At 73.0% G+C, this 17,284-nt stretch carries 15 protein-coding genes; 5 read left to right on the top strand and 10 right to left on the bottom strand.

The window, feature by feature from the left end:
* Positions 1-21 precede the first annotated feature (21 nt).
* Genes pseB through VIB11_RS13655 form a run of 3 tightly spaced genes read left to right on the top strand, consistent with a single transcriptional unit; the run spans position 22 to position 3,546 of the window.
* Positions 22-1,005, top strand: coding sequence for a UDP-N-acetylglucosamine 4,6-dehydratase (inverting) (pseB, locus tag VIB11_RS13645; RefSeq protein WP_332031780.1), 984 nt, complete (start codon positions 22-24; stop codon positions 1,003-1,005).
* A gap of 2 nt (positions 1,006-1,007) precedes the next feature.
* Positions 1,008-2,135: a DegT/DnrJ/EryC1/StrS family aminotransferase gene (locus tag VIB11_RS13650; RefSeq protein WP_332031781.1), complete on the top strand. Its 1,128-nt coding sequence runs from the start codon at positions 1,008-1,010 to the stop codon at positions 2,133-2,135.
* Positions 2,128-3,546 (top strand): lipopolysaccharide biosynthesis protein, encoded by a 1,419-nt coding sequence (locus VIB11_RS13655; protein ID WP_332031782.1) that lies wholly within the window; start codon positions 2,128-2,130, stop codon positions 3,544-3,546. Before VIB11_RS13650 ends, VIB11_RS13655 begins: the two co-directional genes overlap by 8 nt.
* Here the strand turns inward: VIB11_RS13655 and VIB11_RS13660 are convergent.
* Positions 3,527-4,573 carry a hypothetical protein gene (locus VIB11_RS13660; protein WP_332031783.1) on the bottom strand — a complete coding sequence of 349 codons (1,047 nt, stop codon included), beginning with the start codon at positions 4,571-4,573 and terminating at the stop codon, positions 3,527-3,529. The two genes, VIB11_RS13655 and VIB11_RS13660, sit on opposite strands and share 20 nt — an antisense overlap.
* Positions 4,574-4,664: 91 nt before the next feature.
* Between VIB11_RS13660 and VIB11_RS13665 the strand changes: the two genes are divergently transcribed.
* Positions 4,665-5,336, top strand: coding sequence for a glycosyltransferase family 2 protein (locus tag VIB11_RS13665; RefSeq protein ID WP_332031784.1), 672 nt, complete (start codon positions 4,665-4,667; stop codon positions 5,334-5,336).
* 40 nt (positions 5,337-5,376) lie between these two features.
* Entirely contained in the window at positions 5,377-5,778 is a 402-nt protein-coding gene (locus VIB11_RS13670; protein WP_332031785.1) for a DUF2304 domain-containing protein, read from the top strand.
* Between the two features lie 38 nt (positions 5,779-5,816).
* Here VIB11_RS13670 and VIB11_RS13675 read toward each other — a convergent pair whose 3' ends face one another.
* The 9 genes from VIB11_RS13675 to VIB11_RS13715 form a co-directional block, all read right to left on the bottom strand.
* The gene (locus tag VIB11_RS13675) at positions 5,817-6,230 is read right to left on the bottom strand and encodes an adenylyltransferase/cytidyltransferase family protein (protein ID WP_332031786.1); all 414 of its coding nucleotides are present in this window, start codon (positions 6,228-6,230) and stop codon (positions 5,817-5,819) included.
* A 101-nt stretch (positions 6,231-6,331) separates the two neighbouring features.
* The gene (locus tag VIB11_RS13680; protein ID WP_332031787.1) at positions 6,332-7,303 is read right to left on the bottom strand and encodes a glycosyltransferase; all 972 of its coding nucleotides are present in this window, start codon (positions 7,301-7,303) and stop codon (positions 6,332-6,334) included.
* Positions 7,303-8,109 (bottom strand): CDP-alcohol phosphatidyltransferase family protein, encoded by an 807-nt coding sequence (locus VIB11_RS13685; RefSeq protein WP_332031788.1) that lies wholly within the window; start codon positions 8,107-8,109, stop codon positions 7,303-7,305. The genes VIB11_RS13680 and VIB11_RS13685 overlap by 1 nt, the downstream gene beginning before the upstream one ends.
* Positions 8,106-10,217: a DUF5941 domain-containing protein gene (locus VIB11_RS13690; protein WP_332031789.1), complete on the bottom strand. Its 2,112-nt coding sequence runs from the start codon at positions 10,215-10,217 to the stop codon at positions 8,106-8,108. The genes VIB11_RS13685 and VIB11_RS13690 overlap by 4 nt, the downstream gene beginning before the upstream one ends.
* Positions 10,214-10,963: an ABC transporter ATP-binding protein gene (locus VIB11_RS13695; RefSeq protein WP_332031790.1), complete on the bottom strand. Its 750-nt coding sequence runs from the start codon at positions 10,961-10,963 to the stop codon at positions 10,214-10,216. Before VIB11_RS13695 ends, VIB11_RS13690 begins: the two co-directional genes overlap by 4 nt.
* The gene (locus VIB11_RS13700) at positions 10,963-11,763 is read right to left on the bottom strand and encodes an ABC transporter permease (protein ID WP_332031791.1); all 801 of its coding nucleotides are present in this window, start codon (positions 11,761-11,763) and stop codon (positions 10,963-10,965) included. The genes VIB11_RS13695 and VIB11_RS13700 overlap by 1 nt, the downstream gene beginning before the upstream one ends.
* Before the next feature lie 154 nt (positions 11,764-11,917).
* Positions 11,918-13,150: a glycosyltransferase gene (locus VIB11_RS13705; protein WP_332031792.1), complete on the bottom strand. Its 1,233-nt coding sequence runs from the start codon at positions 13,148-13,150 to the stop codon at positions 11,918-11,920.
* The gene (locus VIB11_RS13710) at positions 13,135-15,204 is read right to left on the bottom strand and encodes a DUF6077 domain-containing protein (RefSeq protein WP_332031793.1); all 2,070 of its coding nucleotides are present in this window, start codon (positions 15,202-15,204) and stop codon (positions 13,135-13,137) included. Before VIB11_RS13710 ends, VIB11_RS13705 begins: the two co-directional genes overlap by 16 nt.
* A gap of 14 nt (positions 15,205-15,218) precedes the next feature.
* A partial coding sequence (locus VIB11_RS13715) for a CDP-glycerol glycerophosphotransferase family protein (RefSeq protein ID WP_332031794.1) occupies positions 15,219-17,284 on the bottom strand: 2,066 nt, incomplete at its 5' end.

The following is a 17,284-nucleotide window of genomic DNA, read 5'->3' on the forward strand; positions in this document are numbered from 1 at the left end:
GCTCAAACCCAAGGAGGCACGATGTCGATCCTGTCCGGTTCTTCCAGTCTCGTGACAGGAGGAACGGGTTCGTTCGGCAAGGCCTTCATCACCGAGGTCCTGAAGAACCACGACCCGAAGCGCATCGTCGTCTTCAGCCGTGACGAGCTCAAGCAGTACGAGTGCCGCCAGCTGTTCAACGACGACCACCGGCTGCGGTGGTTCATCGGCGACATCCGCGACCGGCACCGCCTGAACCGCGCGATGCACGGGGTGGACTACGTGGTGCACGCGGCCGCGCTGAAGCAGGTCGACACCGCGGAGTACAACCCGTGGGAGTTCGTGCAGACCAACGTGGTCGGGTCGCAGAACGTCATCGAGGCGTGCATCGACCAGGGCGTGAAGAGGGTCGTGGCCCTCTCGACCGACAAGGCGTCCTCGCCGATCAACCTCTACGGCGCGACCAAGCTGACCGCCGACAAGCTGTTCGTGACCGGCAACCACTACGCCGCGGCGTACCCGACCCGGTTCAGCGTGGTCCGCTACGGCAACGTCATGGGCAGCCGCGGCTCGGTGATCCCGTTCTTCCGCAAGCTCGCCGACGCCGGGCAGTCGCTGCCGATCACGGACCTGCGGATGACCCGGTTCTTCATCACCCTGCCGCAGGCGGTCAAGTTCGTCACCGACTCCTTCGAGATCATGCAGGGCGGCGAGCTGTACGTCCCGCGGATCCCGTCGATGAAGATCGTCGACCTCGCCCAGGCGGTGGCCCCCGGCGCGGAGATGCACGAGATCGGGCTGCGCCCCGGCGAGAAGCTGCACGAGGAGATGATCTCCCCCGAGGAGGGCCGCCGCGCCCTGCGGATCGGCGACCGCTACGTCCTGCAGCCGGACCTCGCCTCCTGGGGCTACACCGCCCCCGAGCACGGCGAGCCGGTCCCGGACGGGTTCCACTACACCTCGGACAACAACGACGAGTGGTTCACCCGCGAGGACTTCACCAGGCTCATCGAGACGGACCTCTGAGCGTGCTGCCGTACGGCCGCCAGTCCGTCAACGAGGACGACGTCGCCGCGGTCTCCTCGGTCCTGACCAGCGACTGGCTCACCACCGGCCCGTGGGTCCAGCAGTTCGAGAAGGAACTGGCCGACCTCGCCGGCGCCGCGGGCGCGGTGTCGGTGACCTCCGGCACCGCCGCCCTGCACACGGCCTACGCGGCCCTGGGCGTGGGCGCCGGTGACGAGGTGGTCACGACCCCGATGACGTTCGTCGCCACCGCGAGCTCGGCCGCGCTGCTCGGCGCCACGGTGGTCTTCGCCGACGTGTGCGAGGACACCGGCAACCTCGACCCGGCCGCGGTCGCGGCCGCGGTCACCGACCGGACCGCCGTCGTGGCCGGGGTCGACTACGGCGGGCACCCGATCGACGCCGAGGGGCTGCGCGCGGCGGTCGGCGGGCGCGACATCGCCCTGCTCGAGGACGCCGCGCACTCCATCGGCGGGTCCCTGGACGGGGTCCCGGTCGGCTCCCTGGCCGACGTGACCACGTTCTCGTTCTTCCCGACCAAGAACCTCACCACCGCCGAGGGCGGCGCCGTGGTCGCCCTCGACCCGGACGTCGTGCAGGCGGCCGCGACGTTCAAGAACATCGGCATGGTCAAGGACCCCGCCCGGATGCGCGCCCGGGACGAGGGCGCCTGGTTCTACGAGGTCCCCGCGTTCGGGCTGAACTACCGCCTGCCCGACGTCCTGGCCGCGCTCGGCTCGAACCAGCTGCGCCGGCTCTCGGCGTTCAAGGCCCGCCGCGACGAGATCCACGACCGCTACAACGCCGGGCTGGCCGGCATCGACGAGCTCACCCTCCCCGTGACCCGCCCGGGCGCCGACCCCACCTGGCACCTGTACGCCCTGCGGATCCGCGACGGCCGCCGCCGCGAGCTGTTCGACCACCTCCGCGCCAGCGGCATCGGCGTCCAGGTCAACTACATCCCCGCCTACTGGCACCCCGTCTTCACCGACCAGGGCTACCAGCGCGGCATGTGCCCGGTCGCCGAGCGGTTCTACGAGCAGGAGATCTCCCTGCCCCTCTTCCCCGACCTCTCCGACCACGACGTCGACCGCGTCATCGACCTCGTCCGCGGGTTCGTGGGTGCCTGAGCCCTCCCCCAGCGCCGGCCCCTCGGCGAGCCGCGCGGTCCTCGGCCGCGGCCTGCTCTACACCGCGGGCACCGCCGCGCCGGTCCTGAGCAACGCGGTGGTGACGCCGTTCGTCACCCGCGTCCTCGGCACCGCGGAGTACGGCATCGTCGCCACCGGCCTGGTCATCATCCAGGTGGGGATGATCGTCGCCGGTCTGGGGCTCGCCGCGGCCATCACCCGGCACGGCATCCTCGAGCGGTCCGGCGTCGCCGGGGCCCGCAGCCTGGTCCTGCGGGGGGCCGCCGCCTCGGCCGTGGTCTGCGCGGTGGGGGCGGCCACCGCCCCCTGGACGGCCGAGTGGGCAGGAGTCGACGACCCCCAGGCCATGGCCCTGGCGCTGGCGGCCGCGGCCGGCTTCGCCGTGGTCGTCAACGTGCAGTCGTACCTGCGGGTGCTCGACCAGCCCGGGCCGTTCGTGATGCTGTCCCTGACGAGCGCCCTCGGCGGCCCCGTCCTGGGCATCGCCCTGGTCACGCTCTGGCAGGACACCGCGGCCGCCTACCTGCTGGGGCTCCTGGTCGGTTACGCCGGGTCGGCAGCCGTGGGGCTGCTGCTCACGCTGCGGGGAGGCCCCGTGCGGCACCACCGCGGGGACACCCGGCGCGCGCTCAGGATCGGGCTGCCCACCGTTCCCCACCAGGTGGCGCTCTTCCTCGCGAGCGGCATCCTCGTCCTGGTCGCGAGCTGGCTGTTCGACACCTCCGACGCCGGCCGCCTGCAGCTCGCGGTCCTGATCGGCTCCGCGCCCGGGGTGTTGACCTCCTCGCTGAACAACGCCTGGGCGCCGGTCGTCTACCGCACGCCGGAGGCACACCGCGGGGAGGTGCTGGAGCACACCGGCCGCGACATCGGCTGGCTCACCTCGCTCGCGGCGGGTTTCGTGGCGGTCACGGCGCCGCTGCTGCTGGCCGTCGTGGCTCCGCCCTCCTACGACCCACGGGCGATGACGCCGGCCGTCGCCCTGGTGGCGGCGGGCACCGTCCTGTCGGTGCTCTACCTCTCGAACGTGCACCTGGTCTTCGCCTCGGGACGCAGCACCGGCCTGGCCGTGGTGACACCCGTCAGCCTGGGGTTCGGCACCGCCGCGGCCATCGTGGCGGGCAACGCCGTGGGGCTCGCCGCCATCGGGGTGGGCATGACCGTGACGTATGCCGCGCTGGCCACGGGCACCGCCGCCCTGGCCCGCCAGGTCAGCAGCACGCGGTGGCGCTGGCAGGCGCTGCTGCCGCCGCTGGCCCTGGGCGCCGTGCTGTGCCTGACCGGCGGACTGCTGCCGGGCGAGGGCGCGTGGCTGGTCGCCCGGCTGGTGCTGGCGGCCGGGCTGGCCGCCACCAGCGCGGTGGTGCTGCTCAGAGCCCTGCGGCGCTGACCGGCACCGGCTCACGGGTCTCCCCCGCCCGGGGGATCTCCCGTGGGAGCCGCTGGGGGAGATAGCTCATGGCAGCCCGGAACCACGCGGCGAAGCTCAGGGACGACGGCGCGGCCTCGGACGGCGAGGGCGAGGGCGACCCTGCGCGCCGGCGCAGGTTGACCACGGCACGGCGGGCCGGGGACGTCGACCAGTAGCTGACCGCGGAGCCGACCGGGGCGCGGTTCCACCCCAGGAGGTCCTCGAGCTCGTGGGGGGGCCTGAGGTGGGCGACGCCGAGCTCGGCGTCGCTGAGGGCCTTCGCGGTGGCGGGGTCGATCGTCGCGCCGTGGAGCTCGGGCCACAGCTCGCGGACACGGTCGTTGTCGGCGACCCCCTCCCCGTCGATGCGCAGCGCGTCGCCGTAGACGCCGACGTCGACACCGAGGTGGGCGGCGTAGACCACGGGGGTGGACAGGCGGTTGGACACGACCCGCCGGGCCCGGCCGACCATGGTCCACAGCCGCCACAGGAAGGCAGGGTCCATACGGTCGCCGAGGACGACGAGGCGGTGCCCGGCGGCCGCGTAGGCGCCGGCGATCTCCGGGTCCTCGGCGTCCGCGGCGTAGAGGCAGACGGTCGCCTCGCCCTCCTGCTCGCGCCACAGCTTGGCCAGGCCGGCGTGGTCGCCGCGCACGCGCTGCGTCTGGATGCCGTGCACCGGCATGAGGACGACCTCGTCGCGCTCGTCCCGCGGCTGCGGCAGCGGGCCCGACGCCGCCGCGAGGTAGACGAAGGGGGCGGCGATCGGCGTCGTGTGGTGGCGTTCCGCCGCGGGGTCCCAGGCGCGTGAGGTGTGCGACCAGACCAGCAGGCGGGAGTCGCCGTCCTCCAGCCCGAGGTGCGGGAAGTCCCGGAAGTGGGTCGCCACGGGCGAGAGCGCCGTCCAGCCGTGCTGGATCAGCCCGCGCACGTGCCGGGGCCGGTTCCTGCCGACGTAGCGGGCCAGCGCAGCGCTGTGCCCGTAGAAGTGGTTCTGGGACTCCATGACGCGCAAGGCTACCTTCGGCGCACCCCGCCGGCTGACACGCCCGGGCCCGGAGCGGGCGTGGCCTTCGCACGGTCTACGCTAGGCCGCGATGAAGAACCAAGACGTGTGGCTGGTGGTGCCGCTCTTCAACGAGGCGACCGTGATCGGCGAGGTGATCCGCAGCGCCCGCGAGACCTTCCCCAACATCGTCTGCGTCGATGACGGCTCGTCCGACAACGGTGCCGAGGAGGCCGCGAAGGCCGGTGCCGTCGTGGTCCGCCACCCGGTGAACCTCGGCCAGGGCGCAGCCCTCCAGACCGGGTTCGAGTACGCCCTGGCGGTGCCGGACATGCGCTGGGTCGCCACCTTCGACGCCGACGGCCAGCACCAGACCAGCGACGTCCTGGCCATGCTGGACCTCGCCAAGGCGGACGGCCTCGACGTGGTCTTCGGGTCCCGCTTCCTCGACGACCGCACCAAGCCCAGCGCGCTGAAGAAGCTCGTGCTGCGGATGGCCGTCGGCTACACGAACCTGACCACGAAGACGCGGCTGACCGACGCCCACAACGGCCTGCGGCTGATCTCCCGCGACGTCGTGGATCGCATCGAGATCACCCAGAACCGGATGGCCCACGCCAGCGAGCTGGTGGCCCAGATCGGCGCCATGGACGTGCGGTACGGCGAGAGCCCCGTCCACATCCTCTACACCGACTACTCCAAGGCGAAGGGACAGTCCCTGTGGAACGCCGTCAACATCCTGGCGGAGCTGATCTTCCGATGACCTCCACAGTGGTCCACACGCCTGGCACGGGGTGCCGCCCATGAAGATCGTCCTGATCCAGGTCCTGCTCATCGCCGTCGTCGTGGCGGTCGCCGCCCGGCTGTTCCGCTCGCGGGGTGCTCGCTCGCAGGCGCTGCGGCGCCTCGGACTGCTGCTGCTCGCCGGGTTCGCCGTCGTGTCGATCCTCTTCCCCGACCTGTGGAACAGGATCGCCGGGCTGGCCGGCGTCGGGCGTGGCACCGACATGGTGCTGTACGCCCTCGTCGTGGCCTTCCTCAGCTACACCGTCACCAGCTACCTGAGGTTCCGGGAGATCGAGACCCGCTACACCCGGCTCGCCCGCAGGCTCGCGCTCGACGAGGCCGAGCGCGACTTCCCGCCGCAGGCACGGAGCGCGGGCGGCGACGCCGGCCCGGAAGCGGACGGCCCGCGGCCCCGCTGACCCCATCCTGACCGACCGGCCAGGCCGGGTCGGCCGAGCTAGGCCGTGTTCTCCGCGATCGTCGCGATGTGCTCGATGAGCCCCGTGGTCGAGACGGAGGGCGTCCGCGGCAGGTAGACCACCTCGCAGACGTCGGAGACCCAGTCGAACTTCCCGGCCCAGTCGTCGCCCATGACGAGCACATGGGCCCCGTGCTCGACGATGTAGTCCCGCTTCTTCTCCAGGGACTCCTCGACGAAGACCTCGTCGACGACCTTCAGGCTGCCCACGATCTCGATCCGCTCGGCCTGGCTGAAGACCGGCGCGCGCCCCTTCTTGGCGATGTTGAGCGCGTCGGCGGAGACGCCGACGACGAGGCGGTCGCCGAGCTCCGCGGCCCGCTGGAGCACCCGGATGTGGCCCACGTGCAGGACGTCGAACGTCCCGAAGGTGATGACGGTGCGTGGGCTCAAGCTTCACTCCTTGGCGGTATGCCGGCGGGCCGGTCGGTGCCGTGCGCAGGCGGGGTCCTCCCCGGACTTCCGCCCGAGGCTACCCCACGCGCACCGCACGGCTACAGTCGCCCGAGCGCCGCGCGGGCCGCCTCCTCCATGGTCTGCTCGGCGAGCCCGGCGCCGTCGCTGGTCCGGCCTCCCCGCAGCACGGCCTGGGCCGTCGCCGCGGCGTCGAGGGCGGCGAGCTCCACCCCGGCGGCGCGCGGGCAGGTGTCGCTGGCCACGACGCGAGCCCCGGCCGCGAGGGCCTCGCGGACGATCAGCGAGTCCCCGTCCCAGCTCGTCGGTCGCAGGAAGACCCCGGACCGGGCCAGCACGGAGGCGACCTCGTCCGCGCCGGCGTCGAACGAGAGCTCCACCCAGTCGAGGCCGGCGACCTGCTCACGCAGCCGGGCCATGTCGGCGCCGTCGTCACCGTAGGCGAGGATCCGCAGCCGGGCGTCCGGCCACTCCTCGCGGACCCTCCGGACGGCCTCGACGGCGAGGTCCGCGTGGTAGTACCACTGGCCGGCGTTGGTGGCGACGCTGAGGGCGTGCGGGTCGCGCCGCGCCGACGGGTCCGGCGACGGCATCGGCGCCACCGGGAAGCGCACGACCGTGACGCGGCGCTGCAGGCCGGGCGGCAGCGGGTCGCGTATCGACCCGCTGACGGCCCAGATCTCGTCGAACGCGCGCAGGCCGAGGCGGGTCAGCGCGGCGCGGGGGGCGGACTGCGCGGCGAGCTGCCGGTCGGTCGACCCGGAGTGCAGCACGAGCAGCGTTCGCCCGGGGAGCAGCGCGAACAGCGGGGCCATGACCGTGGAGCGCCACAGCCGGGTGATGTGGAAGATGTGCAGCGAGCGCCGGCGCAGGGCCGGCAGGGAGCGCAGGGCCCGCGACGCAGACCCGGTGTCGACGTAGCGCACGTCGCAGCCCTCGGCCCGCAGCAGGGCGGTGAGCTGTTGGTGGGCCGCCATCACCCCGCCCACCTCGCCGCGCTCCTGCGCCCACTGCACGACCTGGGGCCGCCGGGCGCTGCCGGGGCGGGGCATCAGTCGAGCCGCGAGCTGGTCAGGACCCCGACGAGGTGGCCACCGGCGGTGATGAACGCGAGCGGGACCATCGCCACCATGAGGACCTGGGTGCCGAGCAGGTCGCCGCGCACGACGTCGACGACACCGGCAGCCAGCACGAGCAGCGAGGCCTCGACCGCGACGAACGCCCGGAAGACCGGCAGGTAGCCGAACGCGCGACGGACGGCGGCCAGCCCGGAGACCCGGGACCGCGTGGCCTCGGCGACGTCCTCGAGCATCGGGCGCCCGGTCTTGGCCCGCGCCACGTGGACCAGGTCGGTGAACGCCTTGTTGAGCAGCACCACGACGGAGACGAGGAGCCCGAGGACGGTCCAGCCGCCGACGTCGAGCGGATCGGCGAGGGTGTAGCCGTCCGCGCGCAGGCCCACTGCCGCCGGGATGGCCGCCTCCGTGGCGTAGTGGCCGATCCGGTCGAGGTAGATGCCCGCCGGCGAGAACCGCTGCCGCCACCGGGCGACCTCGCCGTCGCTGCAGTCCAGGAGGATCTGCACCTGCATGGCGAGGGCGACGACGACCGGGCCGACCAGACCGGGCAGCGGGGTGGCCAGCGCCCCGAGGACGCCGACCACGATCATCAGCCAGGTGACGCCGTTCGGGCTGATCCCGGTCGGCAGCAGGGCGCGGGTCGCGTAGATGCTGAGGTGGCGGATGTAGAGCGCGCCCGACCAGTGCTCGGAGTTGTAGCGGGCGATGTGCTCCGGCGGCTGCGCGACGGCGCGCAGCTCGGCCATGCTCGGGTGGTTGTCCGTGGGGTCGTGGGTCATCCCTCGACCACCTCCTTGGTGGTGTCGCCCTCGGGTGAGGGGGCGCCGTCGGCGGCGCGGACCCACGCCCGCCATCCCAGCGCCGACTCCGCGGCATACACGAGGAACAGCGCCAGGCCACCCCACGCCAACACGGGCGACAGGGGCACCGAGCCGGCCCACAGCAGCGTGAGCAGGATGACCCGCCCGTCGACCCCGAGGGTCCACGGCGTGACCCAGGCGGCTGCGGGTGCCCCGGTGTCGCGGAGCCGGTACACGACGTCGTAGCGGTGCCAGGCCACGGCTGCCAGGTAGGCGAACGCCGCGGCGCCCACCCCACCGGCGGCGCTGCTGAGGCCGAGGACGACCGACGCCTCCACCAGCCACAGCAGCAGCGGCGCCTGCCAGCCCAGTACGTGGCGCAGCGGCGGCCGGCAGCCCGCCCCCGCGAGCAGCACGCCGACCACGACCGCGGTGACCACGACCGGCACGGCGAGCGAGCCGGCCGCGAGCGCGGCGAGGATGACGAGTCCGACCCCGACCAGGCCCATCGGGAACGGGACCGAGCCGACCCGCCACAGCGCGCGGGTCAGCACTCCGAGGTCGAGCTGGTGGTCGAGGTGACCCCACCCCGTGGCGGGCGCTGCCTCGGGCCGGTAGCCGTCGCGGTGCAGCAGGGCCTTGGCCGTGCGCCCGCCGAGGGTCCACACCATGGCGGCGGTGACCGCGACGACCATCCCCCACAGCAGCAGGTGCGGGTCGAAGGTCAGCAGTCCCAGGGCGAGCAGCAGGTAGCGCTCCGCAATGGGGAGGTGCACGACCTTCTTGGCCCAGAAGACGACCAGGGCGCGCCCGGTGCGCGGGCGAGGCAGGTCCAGCCGGGCATCGGCCGGCCCGAGGTCCCGCGGCTCGTCCACACCGAGGTGGTCGGGCTGCACACCGGCGATCGACGCACGCTGCCGGTGGACGTACGCGTAGTCCTCGAGGTGGCGCAGCGTGATGAGCACCATCGCCGTCGCCGCCAGGCCCCACGCGCTCTCCCCCCGGCGGGCCGCGACCCAGGCGACGGCCGCGATGAGGGAGTACTCCTTGATCCGGTCCCCCACCGCGTCGAGCCAGGCGCCCAGCGCGCTGAACCGGCGGGTGAAGCGGGCGATCTCGCCGTCGACGCAGTCCACCACCAGCGCCGCGAGGAGCAGCACCGCCGCCACCGCCCAGCACCACCGGTTGTCGATGGCGGCCAGGGCCGTGGCCACGGCTCCGAGCGCGAGGCTCGCGACGGTGACCGCGTTCGGCGACCAGCCCAGCCGCAGTCCGAGGCCGGTGGTGCGCCGCGACAGCGGCCGCACGGCATACGTGGAGAAGAAGCCGTCGCCGCCACGGGAGGCGCCCCGCAGCCGCTGCTGCCAGGGCGAGCCGGGCGCCCCGGTCACAGTGGCGCCGTCGCGGCCCACCGTGACGGGACCGAGGGCGACGCTGCCGACGCGCAGCCCACCACGCACCAGGGCGAGGAGGGAGAGGTCGAAGGCGTCGATGTCGGGGTTGCCGGCGCTCGCCGAGTCCGCGGCGGCGCGCCAGAGCGCGGCCGCGGCAGCGCGGTCCGAGCCGGCGATGCGGAGCACCCCGACCGCGAGCGCCGTGGGCGCCGTGACGGTGTGCCGCGCGGTGCCGGCCGAGAGCACGTCCCGGCGCGCCGGGTGGGTCCGCACCGGCGTCAGGCGCCCCGGGCCGCCGTGGACGACCGGGGTGTCCAGGTCCGTGGCGTCGAGGGTCGCCACCGCCGTCGGGTTGCCCGGCCGGTCGAGCAGGTCCAGCAGGGCGACCGGCGAGATCTGCAGGCTGGCCGCGGCGACGACGAGCGGCCGGTCCCCTCCGCGCTCGGCCACGTCGGCCAGCTCCGTGAGCGCCGGCCCTGTCGGCTCGTGGAAACGCGCGCCGGGGACGGCCTGCGCGATGCTCTCGGCCAGGTCGGCGGGCTGGGCGCTGCCGGTGGGCCCTGCGGTGAGGCCGGCGACCTGGGGGGAGCCCGGTGCGCTCGCACCGACCAGGACGACGTCGGCGCCTGCCGAGTGGCCGTGCACCGCACGCGCGGCGGCGTTCCCGACGGCGGGGGTGACGTCCAGCCTCACGACCCGTTGTCCGCGTCGGCGTTGTACTGCTCGAGCACCTCGGTGATCGGCCCGTCGGCGGTCAGCCGGCCGGAGCGCAGGTAGAGGCCTCTCTTGGCGAAGCGGCGCAGGTCGTTCTCGCTGTGGGAGACGAGGAAGAGCGTGCGCCCGCCGCTCAGCAGGTCCTCCATCCGCCGGTAGCACTTCTCGCGGAATGCCCGGTCGCCGACGGCGAGGACCTCGTCGACCAGGACGATCGGCTCGTCGAGGGTGGTGATCACCGAGAAGCCCAGCCGGACCTGCATGCCCGACGAGAAGTGCCGGAACGGCATCTCCAGGGCGTCCTTCACCTGGGAGCCGGCGAACGCGACGATGTCGTCGAAGCGCTCGTCGATCTGCTCCTTCGTCAGGCCGTGCAGCCCGGCGGTGAGGTAGATGTTCTCGCGGGCGGTGAGCTCCCCCATGAACCCGCCGGTGAGCTCGATGAGCGGCGCCACACCGCCCTTGACCCGGACCTTCCCCTCGTCCGGGAGGAGGACGCCGGCGATCATCTTCAGCAGGGTGCTCTTGCCGCCGCCGTTGGCACCGATGAGGCCGACGGCCTCCCCCGGCGCGACGGTGAACGAGACGTCCTTGAGGGCCCAGAAGGTCTCGGAGGGCGACGAGCTGCGCCCCTGGAGAACCATCTCGCGCAGCGACATGCGGCGGCGCCGGGCGCGGTAGAACTCCACGCCGAGCCCGTCGACCTCGATGATGGGCTGCTGCACTAGATCTCCTTGAGCACTGCGGGTTCGAGGCGGGGGAACGTCGCGACGCCGATGAGCAGGACGACGAGCGAGATCACCGCGCCCACCCCCATCGCGACGGCGTTGAACTGCCCGGAGAACAGGCCTGCCCGGTAGAACTCGGTGATGCCGGTCATCGGGTTCAGCATCAGCAGCACGCGCAGCCCTTCGGGCGCCTGGTCCACGCTGTAGAGCACCGGGGTCGCGTAGAAGCCCATGCGCAGCGCGATCCGGACCACCCGGGCGGTGTCCGTGACCAGGGTCGTGATGGGCGCCAGCACCAGGCCGATCCCGACCATCAGCAGGAACTGCAGGGCGATGCCCACGGGGAAGAGGACCAGCCCCCAGTGCAGCTGGGTCTCGCCGACAGCCATGTAGTAGGCGGTGAAGGCGACCAGGACCGGCAGGGAGAAGAGGAACTCGACTCCCTTGGCCATGACCACGCGCACCACCCACAGCTCGCGGGGCAGGTTCGTCGAGCGGACCAGCCGCGCCTCGCTCAGCAGGGCGCGGGAGGTCTCCGTCATGCACTGCGAGAACCACTGCCAGGCCAGCAGCCCGGTGAGGAGGTAAAGGAAGTAGGGGTCGTAGCCGGCGTCGCGGGCGTCCAGGATCTGCGTGAAGACGACGAAGTACACGCAGGCCATGGCCAGCGGGTCCAGGATGGTCCACAGGTAGCCCAGCACGCTGCGCGCGTACCGGACGCGCAGGTCGCGCTGGACGAGGGTCGCGAGCACCTGACGCCTGCGCATCAGGGCGCTGACCTGGTCTACCAGGATCATGGGGTGGTCCTGCCGTTCTGGTCCTGTGGTGGGCCGTGTGGAGTCTAGGGGCGAGTCTGGCGTCCGAGGTTACGGCACCGGCCGGCGCTCGACGGCGACGGTCGGGTCCCGTCGCGAGCACGGACCTTCCGCGTGCAGGCCCCTCCTGGTGGGTTCAGCCGCCGGGCCCCGCTCCCCTGCGTCGCAGCCCCACTGCCGCGTCACGGAGTCGCTCCGGGAGCAGGATCTTGGTGGTGGTGGCCGCCGCCCGGCGAGTGGCCTGGCGCCGGGTCACCAGGCCGAGCTCCAGCTCCAGGCGGTAGGTCGCGAGGTCCTCGCGAATGCGCTGGAGCCGCCCGCGGGAGTCGTCAGTGGCCCAGGCCCTCGCCCCCCTGCGGGCGCGCACGGCCGCCACGAGGTCCTCCATCCGGCCGGCCTCGGCGAGCTCGAGGTAGAGGCGCAGGGTGGGAGGGAGCGCGTTCCGCCGGTCCTCGGGCAGGTCCCGGACGAGGTGCTCGACGAAGGACAGGTAGGTCGTACGGTACTCGTCGTCCGCCTCGGGCAGCGCCGAGGTGTAGAGCGGCAGGTCGAGACCCAGCACCTTGAGGTCGTGGGCCGCGCGAAGGTCGGCCAGCTCGTGCTCGGCGAGGAAGCCGTCGACGTCGCGGACGGCGGCGAACCGGTCGACGAGGTTGGCGAGCTCGTTGCGACGCTGGGTGATCGAGCCGCCCTCCTCCCGTGTGCGCCAGCTGTAGACGGGCTCGTGGACACACGGGACCGAGCCCGCGAAGTACAGCGCACGGACCGTCACCGGAAGGTCCTCGTAGAGCACGCCCTCGGGGAAGCGGAGAGCGTGCTGTTGCAGGAACGAGCGCCGGTAGACCTTGTTCCAGGCGGTCGTGTCGTAGATGAGCGAGAGGTCCTCGCGCAGGGACGCCACCTCTCCCACCGGGTCGAGTGCCCGGCTGTGCAGGCCCGACCGCCACACGCGGCTGCCGTCCGTGCGCTGCACGGCACCGGTGGCGACGTCAGCACCAGCGTGCTGCGCGCGGCGGAGCATCGTCGTGTACGCGGGCAGCAGGAGGTCGTCACCGTCCACGAAGCCGACGTAGTCGCCACTGGCCTCCGCCATCCCCACGTTGCGAGCCGCGCCCAGGCCCGCGTTGGGCTGGTGGATCACGCGCCAGGAGGGGTGGGCCGCGGCATACCGGTCGCACACCTCGCCGCTGCCGTCGGTGGAGCCGTCGTCCACCAGGATCACCTCGGTGCCGTCCGGCGCACTCGTGACGATCGACGCGAGGCAGGAGTCCACCCACGGCTCGACGTCGTGCACGGCCACCACCAGGCTGAGCTCGGGCTGCCCCACCGGGCGGGCGGAGCCGTCGGCCGCGCCTAGCGCCGCAGGCATACGAGATCGGCCCCCCGTGCGGCGACCGTGAAACCGGCCTCCTCCAGGGCGGTGACCGCCTTGCCCCGGGTCTCGGAGACGCACGCGGTGTCGACACTGAGCTGGTCCAGCAGGGGGCGGAGCTCCGCCCCCGGCCGGGTCGTGGAGTCCGCGAAGGTCTGGAGCTCCCGGCGCTGGTCGGCGAAGGCGTCCTTCACCGGCTCGTAGTGGTTGAGGTAGAGCGTGCGGGCGGACACGGGGTGGACGTCGACGGACATGCCGGCGAGCACCCGCGAGGCGTCCCACGGCGCGAGGACGACGTCGCCCGGGCGAGAGGCGCGCAGCGCCACGCGGGCCTCTGCCTCGGCTCCCACGGGGGCCTTCCACGCCGTGGGGGCGGACCACCGCGTGTGGTTCTCCTGCGAGAAGATCCACCGGCCGCCCACGAGTGGCAGCAGGCCCACGCCGATCGCCACGGCGGCGGCGACCACGGCGCGCGCCCGGCCGCGGACGAGTCCTGCGGCCGCGCCGACGACGCCACCGACCAGGAGCGGCACCGGGACGACCCACCACATCCGCCACACGACGCCGCCCACGCCCGCAGCGCTGGACAGGAAGTCGGTGACCGGGGGAAGCAGGGCGAAGCTCGCCGCCAGGGTGAGGCAGACGGCGACCGTTCGGGCCACGCGCGAACGCAGGCCGAGCCACCCGAGGCACACGCCCAGGTACGTCGCCGCCATCAGCCCGCGACCGCCGGGGACAGCGGTGAGCGGGTTCAGCGACTGCGAGGTGGTCACGGCCGCCGAGGTCACCTCGGGGTCCGGCGGGGCCAGCAGGATGACCGCCACGCCGCAGGCCAGCGGGTAGGCCAGCGCCAGCGCCACGCCGGCAGCCCGGCGGACCTCCCCGAGCACCAGGGCGGCGAGCAGGAGCCCGCCGAGCAGCACCGGGAGGAGGAAGACCGCCGTGTTGCTCGCGCCCACGGCCGCCACCACGGCCAGCACCAGGACGAACGCGCGTCGCCAGCCGCCGTGGCGGAGGTACTCGACCGCCACCGCGATCACCAGCGGGATCACGAGGGTGGCCAGAACGCTCTTGCCCTGCCACATGCGCAGCGCGAAGAAGTTGCCCAGGGATGCCCCGGAGCCACCCGCGGCGAGCAGGTAGAGCACCGAGGCGGACAGGGCCAACGGTGCGAATGGCACCCGGCACACCGAGACCAGCCAGGTGAGGGCGAGAACGGCGACCACCGTGAAGACCGGGGCGGTGACGACGTAGGTCAACACTCCCCCGGACTGCCCCGTCAGCCAGCCGAGCGAGCCGACGAGGCCCTCGAGGCTGTGGATCGGCGGGTTGTGCCCCTCGAGGGCCGGGAACACCTCGTCGCCGAGCATGGTGTCCCGCAGCGGGAAGTCCCCGCGGTCGGCGACCCACTGCGCCAGGTTGATGAAGTAGGCGTCGTCGCCGTCCGGACGGGCCGTCACGGCGCTGAGCACGCCGCAGGCCAGCGCCCAGAGCCACCCGGTCAGCCAGAGACCGGGCTCACCGGGCTCGCCACGCACGCCGCGCCCGCTCGGCTCGACCGACTCGCCCGTCGGGGGCCCGCTGGGGACCGGCCCGGTCCGCACGCGAGAACGCAGGGCCTGCACGACCCAGGCGGCGGCGCCGAGACCGATGAGCACCACGGAGATCGCGGGCCGCCCCAGCAGCGCGCTCGCGATCGCCACGACCGCGATGCCGGCAGCCACAGCGTGGTGCCACAGCGGTGCCGGGCCCGGGTCCTCGGCGGCGAGCCTCACGCGGAAGGCGGGCAGGGCGGCATACAGCCCCAGGGCCGTCAGGACGGCCGCGACCACCACGGTGACGGTCACGCCGAGGTCAGCCATGAGCGCGACCTGGTAGACGAGGGTCCACACCCCGAGCCCCACGACCGCCACCACGAGCCCCGCCCGGGTCACGGGCTCGAGCAGGCCGAGGGCCCTGGCCAGCTCGGGAGAGACACCCGGCGTGGCCGGCGCCGGCGTCGGGGACGTCGGCGCGACGGCGGCCCGGTCACCGACCTGGGCACCGTCCATGGTCTCCGCCCCTCTCACAGGAACCGCTCGATGAATCGTGCCGAGGCGTTGCCGTCCTCGAGCCCGGCGAAGCGCTCACGGAACGCCTGGTAGCGGGCAGCATATTCGCGGGTGACGTCGTCCAAGGAGCGCAACGCCTCGATCACCTCGCCCGACGTCGTCAGCAGCGGCCCGGGCGCCTCGGCCTCGAAGTCGAAGTAGAAGCCCCTCAGGTTGTCCCGGTAGTCCTCGAGGTCCCAGGTGAAGAACAGCATCGGGCGCCCGGTGTTGACGAAGTCGAACATCACGGAGGAGTAGTCCGTCAGGAGCACGTCCGCCGCGAGGTACAGGTCGCTGATGTCGGGGAAGTCCGACACGTTGCGGACGAAGCCACCGAACATCGTTGCGTCGATGGCCGACCCGACGAGGTGGTGCCCCCGGACCAGGAGGACGCTGTCCTCGCCGAAGGCCCGGTGCATCCGCTCGAGGTCGAGCTTCATCGTGAACTGGTAGCGCCCGGTGCTGTTGTAGTCGTTGTCCCGCCAGGTCGGGGCGTAGAGGATCACCCGCTTGTCCTCGGGCAGGCCGAGGCGGTGCCTGATGGCCTTCAGCCGCTGCTCGCGCGGTTCCGGCTGGTAGAAGATGTCGTTGCGCGGGTACCCGATCTCGAGGATCTCGCCGCGGTAGTTGAAGGCGCTGGCCAGGATGTCCGTCGAGAACGGGTTGGGCGAGACCAGGGTGTCCCACTTGGCGACGTCCTTGGCGAACTGCACCAGGTAGTCCTTGTTCGACATCTGCAGGTTGTCGATGTGGAAGCCGATGCGCTTCAGCGGTGTGCCGTGCCAGGTCTGGGCGTAGCGGGTCCCGGCGCGCTTGACGTAGTGCGTGGGCATCGAGTCGTTGCTGACCACCCAGCGCGCGCGAGCGAGGTGGCGGTAGTAGTCCCGGCTCCCGGTCAGCACGGTCTCGGCGCCCTCCGGGACCTCGACCGAGAGGTTGTTGACGGCCCACACCAAGCGGCGGGTGTCACCCCGGCGGACCAGCTCCTCGTAGACGGCGCGGGGGTTGTCGGAGTACTGCTTGCCCTTCCACGACTCGAAGAAGACGGTGTCCTCCACGGGAAGTCGCCGCTGCAGGCGGTACCAGTACCTGCGGGCCCGTTCCCGGTGCAGGGCGCCCCGGTCGCGGAAGTCCCCGGAGGCGTCGACGACCATCTGCAGCTCGTGGCGTGAGTTGGAGCGCAGCAGGTAGGTGAGGCCGTCCACGACCCCCTGGGCGCCGAGCTGGTGCTCGGCCTCGCTGGCGACCCGGACGGGGCGCTGGCGCTGGCCCTCGTCGTCGGTGGACACGCTCCAGAGCCACCGGCCGGGACGCAGCCAGCGCAGCGCCGACGACCCCGGCTCCCCTCGGGCCGGCAGCACGGCGGACCAGTCGTCGCCGTCGCGCTGCACGGGGAGGGTGTGACGGGCCCCGCTGCCGTTGGCCAGGGTCAGGGCCGCGAGATCGGAGCCGTTGGCGGTCCCCCGCACGTGCAGGCCATCGCTCTTCCAGGCGAACTCCCGGAGCACGGGCCCGGGCCGGCTGTCGCGGAGCGTGGCACCCCAGCCCGAGACGTCCTGGCAGACGGCGAGGCTGCGCTGGTGGAGCGTGAGGTAGGCGTCCTCCATCTCCGGGGCCATGTCGAGCAGTGACCGAGGGGGGGCCGTCGGCTCCTGACCGGGGTCGGCCAGGCCGAGCAGCCACTCGCGGTCGCCCAGCGACGAGGACCGGACCTCGAGGTCGTCAGCGCTGACCGTGGCGTGCGCCCGGTCCCCGGTGACGGTGAGCGGGACGATCCTCGCGCGGAGCGCGTCGGTGCGCCGGAGGAAGAGCGCGGTGTCCTCCAGCGAGCCGCCAGCGGCCCGCAGCGTGAACCGGACGGCATCCCCCTCGCTGGTCACGGACTCGAGCAGCGCCTCGACGCGCCGCACGGTGATGGTGAGCCTCTTCCCGGCGTAGGCCGGGATCGCCAGCTCGTCCGGTGCGATGAGGGCCCGGCGCGGATGGCGGCCACGCCCGAGCTCGGGGTTCCCCACGCTGGAGCCGCGGCGGGCGGACGGCG

It is taken from the genome of Pedococcus sp., from assembly GCF_036554925.1.
Lineage (GTDB): Bacteria > Actinomycetota > Actinomycetes > Actinomycetales > Dermatophilaceae > Pedococcus_A.